General features: G+C 73.0%; 18 protein-coding genes. 15 read left to right on the top strand and 3 right to left on the bottom strand.

The features are described 5' to 3' along the window. Positions 1–91 precede the first annotated feature (91 nt). The 5 genes from OG985_RS19690 (at position 92) to OG985_RS19670 (ending at position 4,468) form a co-directional block, all read left to right on the top strand. Positions 92–1,039, top strand: a complete 948-nt coding sequence (locus OG985_RS19690) for a L,D-transpeptidase family protein (protein WP_371669665.1) — start codon at positions 92–94, stop codon at positions 1,037–1,039. Positions 1,040–1,108: 69 nt separating this feature from the next. Further along, positions 1,109–2,299 carry an alanine racemase gene (gene alr, locus OG985_RS19685; protein ID WP_371669664.1) on the top strand — a complete coding sequence of 397 codons (1,191 nt, stop codon included), beginning with the start codon at positions 1,109–1,111 and terminating at the stop codon, positions 2,297–2,299. Between the two features lie 127 nt (positions 2,300–2,426). Then, the gene (locus OG985_RS19680) at positions 2,427–3,668 is read left to right on the top strand and encodes an alpha/beta fold hydrolase (RefSeq protein WP_371669663.1); all 1,242 of its coding nucleotides are present in this window, start codon (positions 2,427–2,429) and stop codon (positions 3,666–3,668) included. Then, on the top strand, positions 3,634–4,155 hold the full coding sequence (tsaE, locus tag OG985_RS19675) for a tRNA (adenosine(37)-N6)-threonylcarbamoyltransferase complex ATPase subunit type 1 TsaE (RefSeq protein WP_371669662.1): 522 nt from the start codon (positions 3,634–3,636) through the stop codon (positions 4,153–4,155). The genes OG985_RS19680 and tsaE overlap by 35 nt, the downstream gene beginning before the upstream one ends. A 163-nt stretch (positions 4,156–4,318) precedes the next feature. Further along, the gene (locus tag OG985_RS19670) at positions 4,319–4,468 is read left to right on the top strand and encodes a hypothetical protein (protein WP_371669661.1); all 150 of its coding nucleotides are present in this window, start codon (positions 4,319–4,321) and stop codon (positions 4,466–4,468) included. A 253-nt stretch (positions 4,469–4,721) separates the two neighbouring features. Here the strand turns inward: OG985_RS19670 and OG985_RS19665 are convergent, their stop codons facing one another. Next, positions 4,722–5,276, bottom strand: coding sequence for a hypothetical protein (locus OG985_RS19665; protein WP_371669660.1), 555 nt, complete (start codon positions 5,274–5,276; stop codon positions 4,722–4,724). Positions 5,277–5,467: 191 nt separating this feature from the next. Between OG985_RS19665 and tsaB the strand changes: the two genes are divergently transcribed. The 4 genes from tsaB to OG985_RS19645 are packed head-to-tail and all read left to right on the top strand — an operon-like array spanning position 5,468 to position 7,995. Next, positions 5,468–6,121, top strand: coding sequence for a tRNA (adenosine(37)-N6)-threonylcarbamoyltransferase complex dimerization subunit type 1 TsaB (tsaB, locus tag OG985_RS19660; RefSeq protein ID WP_371669659.1), 654 nt, complete (start codon positions 5,468–5,470; stop codon positions 6,119–6,121). Beyond that, positions 6,118–6,657 (top strand): ribosomal protein S18-alanine N-acetyltransferase, encoded by a 540-nt coding sequence (gene rimI, locus OG985_RS19655; RefSeq protein WP_371669658.1) that lies wholly within the window; start codon positions 6,118–6,120, stop codon positions 6,655–6,657. The genes tsaB and rimI overlap by 4 nt, the downstream gene beginning before the upstream one ends. After that, positions 6,650–7,741, top strand: coding sequence for a tRNA (adenosine(37)-N6)-threonylcarbamoyltransferase complex transferase subunit TsaD (gene tsaD / locus OG985_RS19650; protein WP_371669657.1), 1,092 nt, complete (start codon positions 6,650–6,652; stop codon positions 7,739–7,741). Before rimI ends, tsaD begins: the two co-directional genes overlap by 8 nt. After that, complete coding sequence (locus OG985_RS19645) at positions 7,738–7,995, top strand: hypothetical protein (RefSeq protein WP_371669656.1); 258 nt, start codon at positions 7,738–7,740, stop codon at positions 7,993–7,995. Before tsaD ends, OG985_RS19645 begins: the two co-directional genes overlap by 4 nt. A gap of 90 nt (positions 7,996–8,085) precedes the next feature. Here the strand turns inward: OG985_RS19645 and OG985_RS19640 are convergent, their stop codons facing one another. Then, positions 8,086–10,392 carry a glycoside hydrolase family 3 N-terminal domain-containing protein gene (locus tag OG985_RS19640; RefSeq protein WP_371669655.1) on the bottom strand — a complete coding sequence of 769 codons (2,307 nt, stop codon included), beginning with the start codon at positions 10,390–10,392 and terminating at the stop codon, positions 8,086–8,088. 145 nt (positions 10,393–10,537) lie between these two features. Here OG985_RS19640 and OG985_RS19635 point away from each other — a divergent pair, with 145 nt between their 5' ends. From OG985_RS19635 to OG985_RS19620, 4 genes are all read left to right on the top strand, one after another. Continuing rightward, the gene (locus OG985_RS19635; RefSeq protein WP_371669654.1) at positions 10,538–11,605 is read left to right on the top strand and encodes a LacI family DNA-binding transcriptional regulator; all 1,068 of its coding nucleotides are present in this window, start codon (positions 10,538–10,540) and stop codon (positions 11,603–11,605) included. A gap of 211 nt (positions 11,606–11,816) precedes the next feature. Then, positions 11,817–12,860 carry an LCP family protein gene (locus OG985_RS19630; protein WP_371669653.1) on the top strand — a complete coding sequence of 348 codons (1,044 nt, stop codon included), beginning with the start codon at positions 11,817–11,819 and terminating at the stop codon, positions 12,858–12,860. A 170-nt stretch (positions 12,861–13,030) separates the two neighbouring features. After that, positions 13,031–13,387 (top strand): YciI family protein, encoded by a 357-nt coding sequence (locus tag OG985_RS19625; RefSeq protein ID WP_371669652.1) that lies wholly within the window; start codon positions 13,031–13,033, stop codon positions 13,385–13,387. A gap of 347 nt (positions 13,388–13,734) precedes the next feature. Continuing rightward, entirely contained in the window at positions 13,735–14,952 is a 1,218-nt protein-coding gene (locus tag OG985_RS19620) for an RNA polymerase sigma factor (protein WP_371674437.1), read from the top strand. A gap of 284 nt (positions 14,953–15,236) precedes the next feature. Here OG985_RS19620 and OG985_RS19615 read toward each other — a convergent pair whose 3' ends face one another. Then, positions 15,237–16,421 carry a methyltransferase domain-containing protein gene (locus OG985_RS19615; protein ID WP_371669651.1) on the bottom strand — a complete coding sequence of 395 codons (1,185 nt, stop codon included), beginning with the start codon at positions 16,419–16,421 and terminating at the stop codon, positions 15,237–15,239. A 102-nt stretch (positions 16,422–16,523) separates the two neighbouring features. On the opposite strand from OG985_RS19615, the gene OG985_RS19610 reads away from it, so the two are divergent. Both OG985_RS19610 and OG985_RS19605 read left to right on the top strand, forming a co-directional pair. Next, positions 16,524–17,453 carry a polysaccharide deacetylase family protein gene (locus tag OG985_RS19610; protein WP_371669650.1) on the top strand — a complete coding sequence of 310 codons (930 nt, stop codon included), beginning with the start codon at positions 16,524–16,526 and terminating at the stop codon, positions 17,451–17,453. Between the two features lie 26 nt (positions 17,454–17,479). Further along, positions 17,480–18,328, top strand: coding sequence for a polysaccharide deacetylase family protein (locus tag OG985_RS19605; protein ID WP_371674436.1), 849 nt, complete (start codon positions 17,480–17,482; stop codon positions 18,326–18,328). Positions 18,329–18,647 lie beyond the last annotated feature (319 nt).

Genomic DNA, 18,647 nt, shown 5'->3' with positions numbered 1-18,647 from the left:
ATGGCGCAGGGGGACGGGTCGGGTCGTCAATAAGGGTGACCTCGCCGCGCGCCACCCTCCTCACCTCGCGGTGCCGCGTTTATCTGATCGCATGATCAGCAGACGTATCGCATGCCGGAGTGTCGCCGTACTGCTCGCCGCGGTATGCGTCTTCCCCGCCGAAGCCGCCGAAGCCGCCGAAGCCGCCGAAGCCGCCGCGGCCGATCCCGCGCGACCCCTCGTCGCCGCCGCGGCCGAGCCCGCGCCGCCCGCCGCGGGGCCCGAGGCCATGTTGGTTCCCGGGGTGCCGCCGGGGCCGTATCAGCCCTGGCAGACGGACACACCCGACCAGGTGCTGCCGCCGACGGTGTACGCGCCGAGTGCCGAGGAGGACGCCGTCGAGCCGCGGGCGGCGACGGAGGGGACGTACGCGCTCGTCGAGTACGTACCGCTCGGCGACGCCGCCGCCCAGGTGGCGTGCAGCAAGCGCACCGGGCCGTATCAGCGGGCCGTCGAGCGGTGGCTGAAGCTCAGGGTGGACGGGAAGCAGTCGGCCGCCGACTGCCGGGCCGTACGCGCCTTTCAGCTGCGGCAGCGGATCAAGCCGGCCATCGGCTTCGCCGGACCCGTCACCTGGGCGCGGATGCAGCTGCTCTCCGCGCGGAAGAACCCCAACGCGGCGAAGAAGTGTCCCGTGCGGACGTACCGGATCGCCTGCGTCGACCTCGACCGGCAGGTGACCTGGGTGCAGAAGGGCACGAAGGTGGTCTCCGGGCCGGTGCCGATGCGCAGCGGGCGGGCCGGGTACCGGACGCGCACCGGCTGGCACACCATCTACTGGCGGCACAAGAACCACTGGTCGACGCTCTACAACAACCCCATGCCGTACGCCCAGTTCTTCGACGGCGGACAGGCCTTCCACGCCGTCTACGGCAGCATCTACACGACCGTCGGAAGCATGGGCTGCGTCAATCTGACCCTCGCCGACGCCCGCACGCTGTGGGGCGCCCTCAAGAAGGGCGACCGGGTGTACGTGTGGGGGCACAGGCCTGGCAACTAGTGCCCGCCCGACTGCCCTCCCGCCCGTCCTTGGCGTGCTGTCCGACCCCTCTGAGACACTGGGCACGCCATGAGTGAGACAGCAGCCGCGCCGACCGCACCCCTGCGGGCCCGCGCCGAAATCGACCTGGACGCCCTGCGCGCCAATGTGCGGACCCTGCGTGCCCTCGCGCCGGGCGCGGCCCTGATGGCCGTGGTCAAGTCCGACGCGTACGGCCACGGGGCGGTGCGGTGTGCCCGCGCGGCCGTCGAGGCGGGCGCGTCCTGGCTCGGCACGGCCACGCCCGAGGAGGCCCTCGCCCTGCGCGCCGACGCCGGGCTGCCGGACCACGTGCGGATCATGTGCTGGCTGTGGACGCCGGGCGGCCCCTGGCGGCAGGCGATCGAGGGCGACCTCGACGTGTCGGTGAGCGGGATGTGGGCCCTGCGGGAGGTCACGGAAGCCGCCCGGCAGGCCGGCCTGCCCGCGCGCGTGCAGCTCAAGGCCGACACCGGGCTCGGGCGCGGCGGCTGCCAGCCGGGCGCGGACTGGACCGAGCTGGTCACCGACGCCCTGCGCGCCGAGGCCGAGGGGCTCGTCCGGATCACCGGACTGTGGTCGCACTTCGCCTGCGCCGACGAACCCGGCCACCCCTCCATCGCCGCCCAGCTCACCCTCTTCCGGGAGATGGTGTCGTACGCCGAACGGCGCGGCGTCCGCCCCGAGGTGCGGCACCTCGCCAACTCACCGGCCACGCTCACCCTGCCCGAGTCCCACTTCGACCTCGTCCGGACCGGGATCGCGCTGTACGGCGTCTCGCCCAGTCCCGAGGTCGGCACCCCGGCCGACTTCGGACTCCGCCCGGTGATGACGCTGTCGGCGTCCCTCGCCCTGGTGAAGCACGTGCCCGGGGGCCACGGCGTCAGCTACGGACACCACTACGTCACCCCGGGCGAGACGACCCTCGGCCTGGTGCCCGTCGGCTACGCGGACGGCATCCCGCGGCACGCCTCCGGGACCGGCCCGGTGCTGGTCGGCGGCAAGTGGCGCACGGTCGCGGGGCGGGTCGCGATGGACCAATTCGTCGTCGACCTCGGGGGAGACGAGCCCGCGGCCGGCGCGGAGGCGGTCCTCTTCGGCCCCGGCGACCGCGGCGAGCCGACCGCCGAGGACTGGGCGCAGGCGGCGGGCACGATCGGATACGAGATCGTCACGCGCATCGGAACGCGCGTTCCCCGCGTCTATGTGAACGAGGGACCAATTCCCGTGCATGACGCATGAGTTCTCCTGCACGAGGAACTGACGCGCAGGGGAAGCAGACGCCCATGAGGAACCCGTCGGACACGGTGGTCGACCCGCACGGCCGGCCGGCCGTACGAACCAGCAGAGCGGCGAAGAGGAGCGGTACGTGAGCGAGAGCAGCGCGGAGGCCGTCCTGGCCGTCGCCTCCGCCCCGGGGGCGGCCGGGAGCTGGCGCCGGGCGACCGGCCTCGCCGGCGCCGCGATAGGCGTGGTCGCCGCGGGCGCGGCCGCCGGTGTGGCGCTCGAACGGCTCACGGTCGGCCGCGGCATGCGCAACAAGGCCCGGCTCGCCCTCGACTCGTCGGGGCCGTACGGCGCGCTGCGCGGCACCCCCGGCAAGGCGTACGCCGACGACGGCACCGAGCTGTACTACGAGGTCGACGAGGTCGATCCCGAGGCCGCCCCCGCGCTCTCCCCGCGCCGCCGCAGACTCTTCGGCCGCAAGGCCCCCGCCCCCGTCACCGTCGTCTTCAGCCACGGCTACTGCCTCAACCAGGACTCCTGGCACTTCCAGCGGGCCGCCCTGCGCGGGGTCGTACGGACCGTGCACTGGGACCAGCGCAGCCACGGCCGGTCCGGGCGAGGCGTGGCCCAGACCCAGGACGACGAGCCGCTCACCATCGACCAGCTGGGCCGCGACCTGAAGACCGTCCTCGACGCCGCCGTGCCCGAGGGCCCGGTCGTGCTGGTCGGGCACTCCATGGGCGGCATGACGATGATGGCGCTGGCCGACCAGTACCCGGAGCTGATCCGGGACCGCGTCGTCGCCACCGCCTTCGTCGGTACGTCCTCCGGGCGACTCGGCGAGGTCAACTTCGGGCTGCCGGTCGCCGGCGTCAACGCGGTACGGCGGGTACTGCCCGGTGTGCTGAAGGCACTGGGACAGCAGGCCGCCCTGGTGGAGCGGGGGCGCCGGGCCACCGCCGACCTGTTCACCGGAATCATCAAGCGGTACTCGTTCGCGTCCCGGGACGTCGACCCGGCCGTGGCCCGCTTCGCCGAGCGGATGATCGAGGGCACCCCGATCGACGTCGTCGCGGAGTTCTACCCGGCGTTCACCGACCACGACAAGACCGCCGCCCTCACCCACTTCAAGGACGTCCCGGTGCTCGTCCTGGCCGGGATCGGCGATCTCGTGACACCCAGCGAGCACAGCGAGGCCATCGCCGACCTGCTGCCGGACGCCGAACTCGTGCTGGTCCCGGACGCCGGGCACCTGGTGATGCTGGAACACCCGGAAGCGGTCACCGACCGCCTCGCCGACCTGCTCACCCGCGCGGGCGCCGTACCCGCAGGGGCTACCGTAAGTGGCTATGGAAGCACCAGCAGCACCGCACGACCCGGCTGAGCCCACCGCTGCGGACATCACCGTCAACTCCCCCGAAGAGATGAAGGAGTTGGGCCGCAAGCTCGCCAAGCTGCTGCGCGCCGGCGACCTGGTGATGCTCAGCGGGGAGCTCGGCGCGGGCAAGACGACACTGGCCCGCGGGCTCGGCGAGGGGCTCGGCGTCCGGGGCGCGGTCACCTCCCCGACCTTCGTGATCGCCCGCGTGCACCCCTCCCTCGGGGACGGCCCGCCCCTGGTCCACGTGGACGCGTACCGGCTGGGCGGCGGCCTCGACGAGATGGAGGACCTCGACCTCGACGTCTCGCTGCCCGACTCGGTGATCGTCGTGGAGTGGGGCGAGGGCAAGGTCGAGGAGCTGACCGACGACCGGCTGCGGATCGTCATCCACCGAGCCGTCGGCGACACCACCGACGAGGTGCGCCACGTGACGCTGACCGGCCTCGGAACGCGCTGGGCGACGGTCGACCCGAGCGTGTTCAGCGCCTGATCCGCGGGTGTTCGGGGCTCGGGTGGGCGCCCGGCCCGGCGAACGTTCCGACAAGACGTCGGCAAGATGTTGCGTTCGGGCTCTTGTGCGTGGTCACATGGTACCCAGCCCGTAGTTAGGTGTGCCTAACTACGTCCGGCTCACGGACCTTCAGGAGGCGCCCATGCCGGCCATGGACCGAGACGTGCCCCGCGTGGTGTCCATGCGCGACCTGCTGGCTTCGTGTGCCGCGGCGGACCTGATCTCCACGCCGCCGCGCCCGCCCGAGCCGCAGCGCACGGAACCCGTCGAGGACCACCGCGAAGCCGCCTGACGCACACCGACATCTGTCACCCCGACGGATGACGACGGCTGGCGCCGACGGACGACGACGGCTGTCGCTGAACGATGGCGACGGCTGTCGCCGAACGGTGCCGACGGCTGGCGACCGACGGATGACGACGGCTGTCGCCCAACGATGGCTGTGGCTGTCGCCGACGGATGACGACGGCTGTCAGCCCAACGGTGGCGACGGCTGTAGCTACGGGATGACGACGGCTGTCGCCCAATGGTGGCAACGGCTGTCCCTACGGGATGACGACGACCGCCGCGCCGATCGTCGCGAACCGCCACATCGCGTCGCCGTCCGCCCGGGACTCCCGGATGCCGCCCGTGCGGGTGGGCGCGTCCGCCGCCGGTGCCGTGTCGTCCACGGCCGAGCTGAAGCCGATGGTGACGCCGTCCTTGGCGGTGAAACGGACGACGTGCTCGACGGGGGTGCCGTCGGTGCCGGTGACCGCGTTGGAGCGGGACGTGACCATGTAGAGGCCCGGCATCGGGTCGATCGAGCCGGGCGTGACCCGGTAGGTGCGCTTGACCCGGTCGCCCGCGCCGACCAGCCACACCCGGTCGTCGTCCAGCGAGTACACGACCCGTGTGCCGATGCCGGACGCGGCGGGCAGGGCGGCCGGGTGCCTGCGGTCCCGCGGGGCCTTCTTGGCGGCCGTGGAGGCGGAGACGCGTACGTGCGCCTCGCCGAGGTCGTCCGGGACGGTCGCCGAGGCCTGGTAGGCGAGGAAGCCGACCGACGTGAGGGCCGCCACGGTGAGCGCGGCCACGAATCCGGAGCTGCCTGCTGCCACCGTCGCCCACCTCTGCCGTCTCGTGCGTGGTCTCCTACGGCCGGTCGTCCCGTGCGTCGCGCCGGCCGGCCGTCCCGTGTGTCCCGTGCGTTCCGTGGCCCGTCACGTCACGCTCCGTGGCGACGGTAGCAGCAGACGCGGGCCCTGCCGGGGCGGCGGTGCCGGGCCCCGCGTGGCCGTAGGCTGTTTGCGTGCTCTTGCTCGCTCTGGATACCGCCACCCCCGCAGTGACCGTCGCCCTGCACGACGGCACGGCCGTCATCGCCTCGTCGAGCCAGGTGGACGCGCGCCGGCACGGAGAACTGCTGCTGCCGTCCGTGGACCGCCTGCTCGCCCGGGCCGGGCTTGAGATCGACGCCGTCACCGGTGTGGTCGTCGGTATCGGACCCGGCCCGTACACGGGACTGCGGGTCGGCCTGATGACCGCGGACACCTTCGGGCTCGTGCTCGGCGTCCCCGTGCACGGTGTGTGCACGCTCGACGGGCTCGCCTACGCGTCCGACATCACGGCCCCCTTCGTCGTGGCGACCGACGCCCGCCGCAAGGAGGTCTACTGGGCGCGCTACGCCGACTCCCGCACGCGCCTGACCGACCCCGCCGTCGATCGGCCCGCCGACATCGCCGACCAGGTGGCCGGACTGCCCGCCGTCGGCGCGGGCGCGCTGCTCTACCCGGACACCTTCCCGGTCGCGCGCGAGCCCGAGCACGTCTCCGCCGCCGCGCTCGCCGCCCTCGCCGCCGAACGGCTGGCCGCCGGTGAGGAGCTGCCGCCGCCCCGGCCGCTGTACCTGCGGCGGCCGGACGCCCAGGTTCCCAAGAACTACAAGGTGGTCACCCCCAAGTGACCGACACCGTGACTCCTCGGCTGCGCGAGATGCGCTGGTGGGACATCGATTCCGTGCTCGTCCTGGAGAAGGACCTCTTCCCCGAGGACGCCTGGTCGCGGGGGATGTTCTGGTCCGAACTGGCGCACTCTCGGGGCGCCGAGGCGACCCGGCGCTACGTCGTCGCCGAGGACGGCGACCGCGTCGTCGGCTACGCCGGACTGGCCGCCTCCGGAGACCTCGGCGACGTGCAGACGATCGCCGTCGCCCGCGACCACTGGGGCACCGGCCTCGGCGGGCGGCTCCTGGCCGAGCTGCTGCGGGCCGCGACCGCCTTCGAGTGCGCCGAGGTGATGCTCGAGTGCCGCATCGACAACACCCGCGCGCAGAAGCTGTACGAACGCTTCGGCTTCGAGGCCATCGGGTTCCGGCGCGGCTACTACCAGCCAGGGAACATCGACGCCCTGGTGATGAAGATGACCACAGCACCCGACAGCGGCTCCGCTGCGGGTTCCCCCTCCGGCGACGGCGTACAAGGAACCGAGATCCATGGCTGACGAACCCCTGGTCCTGGGGATCGAGACCTCCTGCGACGAGACCGGCGTCGGTGTCGTCCGCGGCACCACCCTGCTGGCCGACGCGATCGCCTCCAGCGTCGACGAGCACGCCCGCTTCGGCGGGGTGGTGCCGGAGGTCGCCTCGCGGGCCCATCTGGAGGCGATGGTGCCGACCATCCAACGCGCGCTGAAGGAGGCGGGCGTCTCGGCGCGCGACCTCGACGGCATCGCGGTCACCGCCGGCCCCGGCCTCGCCGGCGCGCTCCTGGTCGGGGTCTCGGCGGCGAAGGCGTACGCCTACGCGCTCGGCAAGCCCCTGTACGGCGTCAACCACCTCGCCTCCCACATCTGCGTCGACCAGCTGGAGCATGGCGCGCTGCCGGAGCCGACGATGGCGCTGCTGGTGTCCGGCGGGCACTCCTCCCTGCTGCTGTCCTCGGACATCACCTCCGACGTCCGGCCGATGGGCGCGACCATCGACGACGCGGCCGGCGAGGCCTTCGACAAGATCGCGCGCGTGCTGAACCTCGGTTTCCCCGGCGGCCCGGTCATCGACCGGTACGCGAAGGAGGGCGACCCCAAGGCGATCGCGTTCCCGCGCGGTCTGACCGGTCCGCGCGACGCGGCGTACGACTTCTCCTTCTCCGGTCTGAAGACCGCCGTGGCCCGCTGGATCGAGGCGCGGCGGGCGGCGGGGGAGGAGGTGCCGGTGCGTGATGTGGCGGCCTCCTTCCAGGAGGCGGTCGTGGACGTGCTGACCCGCAAGGCCGTACGGGCCTGCAAGGACGAGGGCGTCGACCACCTGATGATCGGCGGCGGTGTCGCGGCCAACTCCCGGCTGCGGGTGCTCGCCCAGGAACGCTGCGAGGCGGCGGGCATCCGGCTGCGGGTGCCCCGGCCGAAGCTGTGCACCGACAACGGGGCGATGGTGGCGGCGCTGGGCGCCGAGATGGTGGCCCGCAACCGGCCCGCGTCGAGCTGGGACCTGTCGGCGGACTCGTCGCTGCCGGTGACGGACCCGCATGTGCCGGGGCACTCCCACGACCACGCGCACGAGACCGGCGAGGGGAACCTGTACGCGTGACCGTCGCGCTGATGTGGGAGGCGCGGGCGGTCTCCGGGCGGGGCGAGGACCTGCTGGCGTGGACCCGCGAACAGCGGCTCCCCCGGGAGCCTCTGCGCCGCGAAACCCTCCGGGCCCCGCAGGACCGCGTCCTCGTCATCACCTGGTGGGACGCGCCCTACGACGCCGAACTGCCCGAACTGCCCGAGCCGAACGCCGAGTTGGTCTCCCGTGCGGTGCACAGGTGGCGGTTCGAGTCGGTGGACACGGGCTGACCGCCGCCCGCGGTGGCCGGCCGGGCCACCGCGGCGACGACCGGCCCGCACCTCCTGCCGGGCGTCTCATCTCCCTTGCGCGCGGCGCGGTCAGGACACCGGCGACAGCTCCGTCTCGCAGCGCAACCGCCGGTCGGGTCCCAGCTCCCGTACCGGGCCCGTGAGGGTGAGCCGTGCCGTGTGCCGGGCCTCCGCGGCGGAAGCCGCCAACCGCAGTTCCAGGGCGCCCGGTTCGACCACCCGACGGCCGCTGCGGTCGGTGAACGCCGACAGGTCCGTGTGGAAGCGGAAGGTCACGCGCCGCGCCTCGCCCGGCGCCAGCCGCACCCGCTGGTAGCCGATCAGCCGGACGTCGGGGCGGGTCACCGTGGCCACCGGGTCGTGCAGGTACAGCTGTACGACGTCCGCGCCCTCCCGGTCGCCGGTGTTGCGGACCGTCAGCGACACGTCGTACGAGCCATCCGTGCCGATCTCCGGCTCGGTGCCCGCGAAGTCCTCCCACACGAACGCCGTGTAGGAGCGGCCGTGCCCGAACGGGTACAGCGGGGTCGGGTCCAGGTTGCTGACGTCGCCCGCCAGGCCCAGCGGTGGCTGGAGGTAGGTCCACGGCTGACCCCCGGGCACCCGGGGGACGCTCACCGGGAGGCGGCCCGAGGGGTTCACCCGGCCGGAGAGCACGCCCGCCACCGCCGGGCCGCCCTCCTCGCCGGGGAAGAACGCCTGGACCACGGCGGCCAGCCGGCCGTCCCAGCGGCCCAGCGCGTACGGCCGGCCGGTGAGCAGGACCAGCACCACCGGAACCCCGGTCGCCGTCAGCGCGTCGAGCAACTCGGCCTGTACACCGGGCAGTCGCAGGTCCGTCACGTCGCAGCCCTCGCCCGAGGTGCCCCGGCCGAACAGGCCCGCGCGGTCGCCCAGGACCGCCACGCACACGTCCGCCTCGGCGGTCCGGGCCACTGCCTCGTCGAAGCCCGAGGTGTCCGGGTCGGAGGTGTCGCAGCCCTCGGCGAAGCTCACCTTGGCGTCGGGGAGCTCGTCGCGCAGGGCGTCCAGCAGGGTCGGGATGTCGATGCCCATGGGCACGTCGGGGTGCCGGGTGAGCACATGGGAGGGGAAGGAGTAGCAGCCCAGCATGGCCAGCGCGTCGGCGGCCCGCGGGCCCACCACCGCGATCCTGGCGTCGGGGGCCAGCGGCAGCGCCCCGTCCGGGTTGTCGAGGAGCACCACCGACTGTTCGGCCAGCCGGCGGGCCAGGGCGCGGTTGGCGGTCGAGTCGAGGTCGATCGGTCCGGTCGGCTCCGGGGTCCAGCCCTCGTCCAGCAGGCCCAGCTCGCACTTCTGCAGCAGGACGCGGCGGGCCGCCCGGTCGATCAGCGACTGCGGGACCTCGCCGGCCCGTACCGCTTCGAGGAGCGGCTTGCCGTAGCACTTGAGTGTCGGCAGTTCGACGTCGATGCCCGCGGCCAGCGCCGCGTGCGCCGCCTCGGCCGGCGAGCCGGCCACCCGGTGCAGGGTCTCCAGGAAGCCGATGCCGAAGTAGTCGGCGACCACCGTGCCGGTGAACCCCCAGCTCTCGCGCAGGAGTTCGGTGAGCAGGAGGGGGTCCGCCGAGGCCGGGACGCCGTCCGTGTCGGTGTACGCGGCCATCACCGAGCGCGCGCCGCCCTCGCGCAGCGCCATCTCGAACGGCGGGAGCGTGACGTCGGCGAACTCCCGGACGCCCGCCCGGACCGGAGCCAGGTTGCGGGCGCCCGCCGAGGAGGCGTACCCCGCGAAGTGCTTGAGCGTGGCGACCACCCCGGCCGACTCCAGGCCCCGGACGTAGGCGGCGCCGACCGTGCCGACCAGGTACGGGTCCTCGCCGATGGTCTCCTCCACCCGGCCCCAGCGCGGATCGCGTACGACGTCCAGGACGGGGGCGAGGCCCTGGTGGACGCCGGCCGAGCGCAGGTCGCGGCCGATGTGCCGGCCCAGCTCCTCGACGAGCTCGGGGTCGAAGCCGGCGCCCCAGGCGAGGGGCACGGGGTACGCCGTGGCGCCCCAGGCCGTGAAGCCGGCCAGGCACTCCTCGTGGGCGACGGCAGGGATGCCGAAGCGGCCGGCCTCGGTGATACGGCGTTGGGCGCGCGCCAGTGCCTGCGCGCCCAACGCCGGGTCCACCGGGGCGGTGCCGAAGGAGCGGGTCAGCTGGCCGAGGCCGTGGGTGATCAGCTCGTCCCAGTCGTAGGCGGCGGTCATCTCGCTCTGCAGGGGGGCGACTCCGTCGCCGTCCGTGGCGGCGCCCACCCACACGCCGTACAGCTGGGCGGTCTTCTCCTCCAGGGTCATCCGGGAGAGGAGGTCGTCCACGCGGGCGGCGGCGGGCTGGGCGGGGTCACGCCAGGGGGCGGTGGTCATGAAACTCCTGTCAGGGTGGAGGGCCCTCAGAGCCTGTGTCCACGAACGTTCCTGCGAATGTTTCGCTGAACAAACCGAATGTTTTGGGAACCTAGGCCGGTGAGAAGGGTTCGTCAAGGGGTGCCGCAGGGATACGATCGCCGCCATGACACCCCCGGAGCCCGCTGAAACCCGGACGAAGACCGGGACGACCGGACGGTCCGCGCAGACCGCGACGCTGGCCGAGATCGCCCGCGAGGCCGGCGTGTCGGCGCCGACAGTTTCGAAGGTCCTCAACGGCCGCGCCGACGTAGCCCCCGCGACCCGCGCCCGCGTGGAGGAGCTGCTGCGCGTCCACGGCTACCGCCGCCGGCGTGCCGAGGCGAGCCGCTCGCCGCTGATCGACCTGGTCTTCCACGAGCTGGAGAGCGCGTGGGCGATGGAGGTCATCCGGGGCGTCGAGAACGTGGCCCGGGGCGCCGGGCTGAGCGTCGTGCTGAGTGAGAGCGCGGGCCGGCTCACCCCGGGCCGGACCTGGGCCGACCAGGTCGCCGCCCGTCGCCCGCACGGCGTGATCCTGGTGCTCTCCGGCCTCGACGTGTCCCAGCGCGCCCTGCTGCACAGCAGGTCCATCCCGTTCGTGGTGATGGACCCGGCCGGCGACCCGGGCGCCGACGTGCCCTCGATCGGCGCCACCAACTGGCAGGGCGGACTCGCCGCCACCCGGCATCTGATCGAACTCGGGCACACCCGGATCGGCGCGATCAGCGGGCCGTCCCGGATCATGTGCAGCCGCGCCCGCGTCGACGGCTACCGGGCCGCGCTGGAGACGGCCGGCCTCCCGGTCGACCCGGCGCTGATCACGGCCGGCGACTTCCACCACGAGGCCGGCTACCGGCGCGGCCTCGAGCTGCTGCGCCGCCCGGACCGGCCCACCGCCGTCTTCGCGGGCAACGACCTCCAGGCGCTCGGCCTGTACGAGGCGGCGCGCGAGCTGGGGCTGCGCATTCCCGAGGACCTGAGCGTGGTCGGGTTCGACGACCTGCCGGTGGCCCGCTGGGTCGGCCCACCGCTGACGACCGTACGGCAGCCGCTCATGGAGATGGCCGAGGCGGCCGCGAAGCTGGTCCTCGACCTCGGGCGCGAGGAGGGGTCCTCGTCCACGGCGACCCGGGTGGAGCTCGCGACCAGTCTGGTGGTGCGCAGCAGCACAGGGGTGCCGCCGGTGGGTTAGGGCACCACGGGTGCTCGCGCCGCGTGAGGTCGAAGCGAGTCGGGTGCTCAGTCGAAACTTTCGACACGCTTCCGGTGCTGGGACGCGGCACACCGAGGCGGGCCTGCCGCCGGGCTGAGGCGGGCCTGAGAAGCGTTAGATTTTCCGAAGAAAACGGCTCCCGGCCGCTCCCGCTAACAGTCTCCTAATAATTCGGACCTATGTTCCTCCCGTGACCGGAGACGAAGCGAGCGGCGACGCGGGCAGACGGACGGCCCGACGGGCGAGAGTGCTGAAGGTCGCCGGCCTCACGCTGGCCGGCGCCCTGGTGCTGGGCATCGGCGCCGCGGGCTGGGCCTATTGGCACCTGAACAACAACATCAAGAGCGTCGACATCGACAACGCCCTCGGCGACGACCGCCCGGCGAAGGCGGTGACCACCCCCGCCCCCTCCGCGTCCGCACTGCCCACCGAGGCCCTGAACATCCTGGTCCTGGGCTCGGACTCGCGCAGCGGCAAGGAGAACAAGGCGCTCGGCGGCGGAGACAGCACCGGTGCCCGTTCCGACACAGCGATGGTCGTCCACCTCGACGCGGGCCGTACCACCGCCAGCGTCGTCAGCATCCCGCGCGACACGCTCGTCACCCGCCCGTCCTGCCCGCTGTCGTCCGGCGGGACCTCGGCCGTCTCCTACGGCACGATGTTCAACAGCGCCTACTCGGTGGGCGGACCGGTGTGCGCGGTGAAGACGGTCGAGGCGATCACCGACGTCCGCATGGACCACTACATCGAGATCGACTTCTCGGGGTTCGCGAAGCTGGTGAACGCGCTCGGCGGGGTCACCGTCACCACGGACGAGGACATCGACGACGACGACAGCCACCTGCACCTCAAGGCCGGCACGCACACCCTCGACGGCACCCAGGCCCTGGCGCTGGCCCGTACCCGGCACGGCATAGGCGACGGCAGCGACCTCGGCCGGATAGGCCTCCAGCAGAAGCTGGTGAAGGCCCTGATCGAGCAGATCTCCTCGACGAACCTCCTCTCGGACCCCACCAAGCTGTACGAGGTCGCCGACGCGGTGACCGGCAGCCTGACCACGGACACCGGGCTCGACTCGCTGACCGAACTGATGCGCCTCGGCCAGAGCCTCAAGGGCCTGGCGGCGGACGACGTGAAGACGGTGACGATGCCGGTGGTGACGGCACCCTCGGACCGCAACCGGGTGGTCGCCGACGAACCCGAGGCGAGCGAACTGTGGGCGTCACTGCGCTGACCGCGCGGCGCACCGAACGGCATGGAGACCGCCGTGCCGAACGCCCCCGGGACGGCCGCTCGAAAAAACCCCGGCGAATGTCGGCTCACGTGTCGATCCGGCCGTCTCCCGTTCGACGCAGGGGTGAGAGGCCGGGAAGGAACCGGCCGGACACCGTACGAGGAGCTGTCATGCCGCGCTATCTCTCCATGATCCGTATCGACGAGTCGGCCGCCCCCGCCGAGGGCCCCAGCCCCGAGCTGATGCAGCGGATGGGTGAGCTGATCGAGGAGATGACCAAGGCGGGTGTCCTGCTCGACACCGCCGGTCTGACCCCGTCCGCCCAGGGCACCCGCGTGCACTACGAGGGCGGGCAACTGTCCGTCACCGACGGACCCTTCACCGAGTCCAAGGAGGTCATCGGCGGCTACGCCCTCGTGCAGGCCAAGGACAAGGCCGAGGCGATCGAGTGGACGAAGCGGTTCCTGAAGGTGCACGAGGAGCACTGGACCGTCACCTGTGAGGTGCGGGAGATCATGGAGGGCTGAGTCCTCCTTGGTCCTGGGCCGCCGGGGGTGTTGCATGGAGGGCTGTGAGCCCACAGCCCTCCGCAGACCAGCCCGCCACCGCCGCCACCACGCCGGCCGAGGCCCGCCCTACGGCGGAGACCCGTCCGACGGCGGAGGCCCGCCCTACGGCCGAGGCCCGCACCGGGTCGGACGCCGACACTGGGTCGGAAGCCGACACCGGGGCGGAGGCCCGCCCTACGGCCGAGGCCGACACCGGGTCGGAAGCCGACACCGGGTCGGACGCCGACACTGGCTCGGACCCCAGCACCAGGTCGGAAGCCGGCACCGGCGCGGACGCTCGCCGCACCGTCGAGACCGTCTTCCGTATCGAGTCGCCGCGCATCATCGCCGGCGTCGCCCGTATCGTCCGGGACGTCGGCATCGCCGAGGAACTGGCGCAGGACGCGCTGGTCGCCGCACTGGAGCAGTGGCCGAGGGACGGGGTGCCGGACAACCCCGGTGCCTGGCTGATGGTCGCCGCCAGGCGCCGCGCGGTCGACCTGATCCGACGCCGGGAGAACTACGCGCGCAAGCTCCAGGAGATCGGCCGCGACCTGGAGACGACGGTGCCGCCCGAGGAGCCCGCCGCCCTCGCCGACCCCGACGACATCGACGACGACCTGCTCCGGCTGGTCTTCACCGCCTGCCACCCCGTGCTGTCCGCCGAGGCCCGCACCGCGCTCACACTGCGCCTGCTCGGCGGTCTGACGACGACCGAGATCGCCCGCGCGTTCCTGGTCCCGGAGCCGACCGTCGCCCAGCGCATCGTGCGCGCGAAGCGGACCCTGGCAAAGCGGAACGTGGCGTTCGAGGTGCCCTACGGGCCCGACCGCGAGGCCCGCCTCGGCTCCGTCCTCGACGTCATCTACCTCGTCTTCAACGAGGGCTACGCCGCCACGGCCGGCGACGACTGGCTGCGCCCCGGTCTGTGCGAGGACGCCCTGCGCCTCGCGCGGGTGCTCGCCGGACTGATGCCGAAGGAGGCCGAGGTGCACGGCCTGGTCTCGCTCCTGGAGTTCCAGACCTCCCGCGCCGCCACCCGCACCGGTCCCGGCGGCGAGCCCGTCCTCCTCAAGGACCAGAACCGCCGCCGCTGGAACCGCATGCTCATCGGCCGCGGCATCACCGCCCTGGACCGCGCCACCGCCACCGCGACCGGCGCCCCGGGCCCGTACGCCCTCCAGGCGGCCATCGCCGCCTGTCACGCCCTCGCGTACTCCTACGAGGCAACCGACTGGCCGCGGATCGCCACCCTGTACGCCCTGCTCGCGGCCCGCGCCCCGTCCCCGGTCGTCGAGCTCAACCGCGCCGTCGCGGTGTCGATGGCCGAGGGGCCCGCCCCGGCGCTGGAACTCGTCGACGCCCTCACCGCGGAACCCGCCCTGCGGGACTACCACTTGCTGCCGAGCGTGCGGGGGGATCTGCTGACGCGGCTGGGGCGTACGGCGGAGGCCCGCGAGGAGTTCGTACGGGCGGCGGGGCTGGCGCGCAACGAACGCGAGCGGGACCTGCTGCTGGCGCGGGCGGCCGAGTGCGGTTCGTGACCCGGATTCGACCATGTTCGTGACCCGGGTTCGACCATCGGTCAGCGGGCATGCGGGCCGCGATCGCGTTCGGCCCCACCGCCTCGGTCACCCCGGGCGCGCTGACCACGGCGGGCGCCTCGATCAGCGCGAGCGGCAGCCGGTTCGTGTACCAGCCGTACGACAACGGCGTCCCGGCGACGAGCGACGAACCGAGCGCGCGGGCGTTCCCTCGCGCGCCGACGGCGGCGACGCGGCCGCGACCCGGTCCGGCCCGGTGGCCGCCGAGCCGCACCTGGGCCCCCTCAAGACGTCCCACCGCTAGTAGGGGCCACGGGGGCGCCGACCAGCATGGTCGGCGCACCCGCGACGCGTGTCAGGAAGACGGTGGCCGCGTTGCGCCCCTGCGGCTTGACCTTCCTGCGCAGTTCCTCCGGCTCGACCGCCGACCCCCGCTTCTTCACGGTCAGGATCCCGACCTCCCGCTCCCGCAGCAGTGCCTTCAACTTCTTCAGGTTGAAGGGGAGTTGGTCGGTGATCTCGTACGGCGAGGCGTACGGCGTCGGCCGCGGTTCGTCGGCGGTGACGTACGCGATGGTCTCGTCGATCAGGCCGCCGTCGAGCTGTTGGGCCACCTCGGCCACCAGATGGGCCCGGATGACGGCGCCGTCCGGCTCGTACAGGTAACGCCCCACCGGTCGCACCCGCGGATCGGGCAGGCCGGTGGAGAGCACGGTGCGCGGTCCCGGCAGCAGGGTCGCGCGCACCGCGCCGGGCTCGGTGCCGAACCACAGCACCGCCTCCTTCACGTCCCCGCGGTCGGAGATCCACTCCGCCTCGGCCTCGGCGGGCACCGCCTCGTGCGGGATGCCGGGAGCGATCTTCAGCGCGGCCAGCGGTGCCCTGCGGGCCGCCTCCACCGCCCACGAGAGCGGGGGCGAGTACCCCTCGGGGTCGAAGATCCGTCCGCGGCCCCCGCGCCGGCCGGGGTCGACGAACACGGCGTCCCAGCCGGCCGTGTCCACCTCGGTGACGTCCGCCTCCACCACCTCGATCAGGTCGGTGAGACCCAGCGTCTCCGCGTTCGCGCGCGCCGTCGCCGCCGTCAGCGGGTCCCGGTCCACGGCCAGGACCCGGATCCCGGCACGGGCCAGCGCGATAGCGTCCCCGCCGATGCCGCAGCACAGGTCGGCGACGGAGGTGACGCCGAGGGCCTTGAGGCGTTCCGCGCGGTAGGTCGCGACGGTCGTCCGGGTGGACTGCTCGACCCCGTTCGGCGTGAAGAACATCCGCCCCGCGTCCTCGGCCCCGAACTTCGCCGCCGCCCGTTGCCGCAGCCGCGCCTGCCCGAGCGCCGCCGACACCAGTTCGGCGGGGTGCTCGCGGCGCAGCCGGGTGGCGACGGCGAGTTCGTGCGCCGGGTCGGTGTCACGCACCTCGTCGAGGAGAGCGCGGCCTTCGGGGGTGAGGAGGGCGTCCAGGTCGTTCACCGGCTCATTGTGGGCCAGTCGGTGGACGGTCCGCCTCCGGCGGCCGTGCGAGCCGGGGTGTCGGCCGGGGACGGAGGCGGTGACCTGCGAGGATCCGGCCCCATGCGAGTAGTAGGACAAAATTACAAAAATCGGTCAGCTCGGCGATTCCCGCCGCGCGGCGCGGTCGCCGTGCTCGCCGTCGCCGCCCTCGCCGCGGGCTGCGCACAGGGCGGATCCACGGAGGTGCGGCCGGCCCATGGACAGCAACCCCTGCGCGCGGCCCCGGCCCGCGCCCTCCAGGGCTACGCCGAGAAGCTGCGCGCCGCGCACACCGCCCGGGTCGCCGCCGCGCGGCGCTGGGGCCTGGCTCGGGTCCCGCTGACGGCACCGGCGCCGCCCGCGGAGAAGCCGGTGATCAGGACCCGCAAGGGTTTCGAAGTGCACGACCACGACGAACTGCGCCTCCCCCCGGTCTTCACCACCGTCCCCACCCGCCAGAAGATCGTCTTCCTCACCATCGACGACGGCGCCGAGAAGGACCCGGCGTTCCTGCGCATGACGAGCGACCTGAAGATCCCGTACACCGCCTTCCTCAGCGACTTCCTGATCAGGAAGGACTACGGCTACTTCCGCAGGATGCGGGAGTCGGGGGTGAACCTGAACAACCACACCCTGCACCACCCCTACCTGCCGGCCCTGTCCTACGCCCGCCAGAAGCGGGAGATCTGCGGCATGCAGGACGTGATCGAGAAGCAGTACGGCAGGCGCCCCGCCCTCTTCCGCCCGCCCTACGGCAACTACGACGCGGACACCCTGCGCGCCGCCAAATCCTGCGGCATCAGGTACGCCCCCCTCTGGGCCGAGGAGGTCTTCGTCGACCACTGGGAGTACCGCGAGTGGGACCGCGACATCCATCCGGGTGACATCGTCCTCAGTCACTTCCGGGGCAGACGGGACTGGAAGGGCACGATGCCCGACATGATCCGCCGTTTCCTCGACAAGATCACCGCCAGGGGATACGCGGTGGCCCGCCTCGAGGACTACCTGTGAGGCTGCGGGCGGGACCGCGGACCCCGGTGCTTCCGCGAGCTCTCGCTCCCCGGCGGGCACGGGTGCTGACACTGGTGGCCGGACTGCTGGGGCTGGCGCTCCTCGCCGGCTGCGCCCAGTCCGTCGACCCCATCGAACGGCTGAGCAAGAAGGCGGCCCAGCGGGTACGGCCGCACGAACCGGCCACGTCGGCAGAGCCCGCGTACCGCCGCTGGGGACTCGCGCTCCCGCTGCCCCCGGCCCCGCGGGTGCGCGCCCGGCCCCCCGCCGCCCGTACGGCGGGCCCCGGTCTGCCGCCCGTGGTGGACCGGGTGCGCACCCGCGACCGAGTCGTCTTCCTCACCTACGACGACGGCGCCGAGCAGGACCCGCGGTTCGTCGACATGGTCCGTGAACTGCGGCTCCCCGTCAGCCTGTTCCTCACGGACAGTGTCGTCGGCCCGGGGTACGGCCACTTCGCGCGACTGCAGGCGGTCGGCGCGAGGGTCCAGAACCACACCCTCGACCACCCCGCCCTGCGCGGCCTGCCCTACGCCGGCCAGCGCGCCGAGATCTGCGGCCAGCAGGACAAGCTCACGTCCCGCTTCGGCATCCGCCCCCGCTTCTTCCGGCCCCCGTACGGCACGTACGACACGAACACCCTGCGCGCGGCCGCCGACTGCGGCCTCTCGGCGGTCGTCCGCTGGCGCGCGTCGCTGGAGGGCGGCGGCACCCTGACGTACACATACGGCGAGCCACGCCTGCGGCCCGGCGACATCGTGTCGGTGGCCTCGGGCGAGTCGACGGGCCTGACCCTCGTGAAACGCACCACCCGACTGCTGCGCGAGACACAGGAACGCGGCCTGACGGTGGGCCGACTGGAGGACTACCTCTGAACAGCGGGCCATATTGAGCCGGTCCGGCGTTTGAGGACGAGGACCGCAGGGCCGAAGCGGGGGCCTGGGGGCGGCAGCCCCCGGCAACGCCCACCCGAGAAGGGGGCCAGACGGGGCCGCACCCAGGTGAAAACCCCGCCACGCGCCGCAGGCAATTGGCACTCCGCTTGACCGAGTGCTAATCGCGGTCATAGTCTCGGCTTTGGCACTCCCCCCGGGAGAGTGCCAACCAGCGACAGGCAGGTCCGGCACCCGCGACGACGGATCGACCTGGGCGCGACCCCAGACAGTTAGCCCCGTGAGATCTCCGAAGGGGGAG

It is taken from the genome of Streptomyces sp. NBC_00289, assembly GCF_041435115.1.
Lineage (GTDB): Bacteria > Actinomycetota > Actinomycetes > Streptomycetales > Streptomycetaceae > Streptomyces.
The sequence above is the reverse complement of the archived record's forward strand: the minus strand, read 5'-3'. Positions and strand labels throughout refer to the sequence as shown.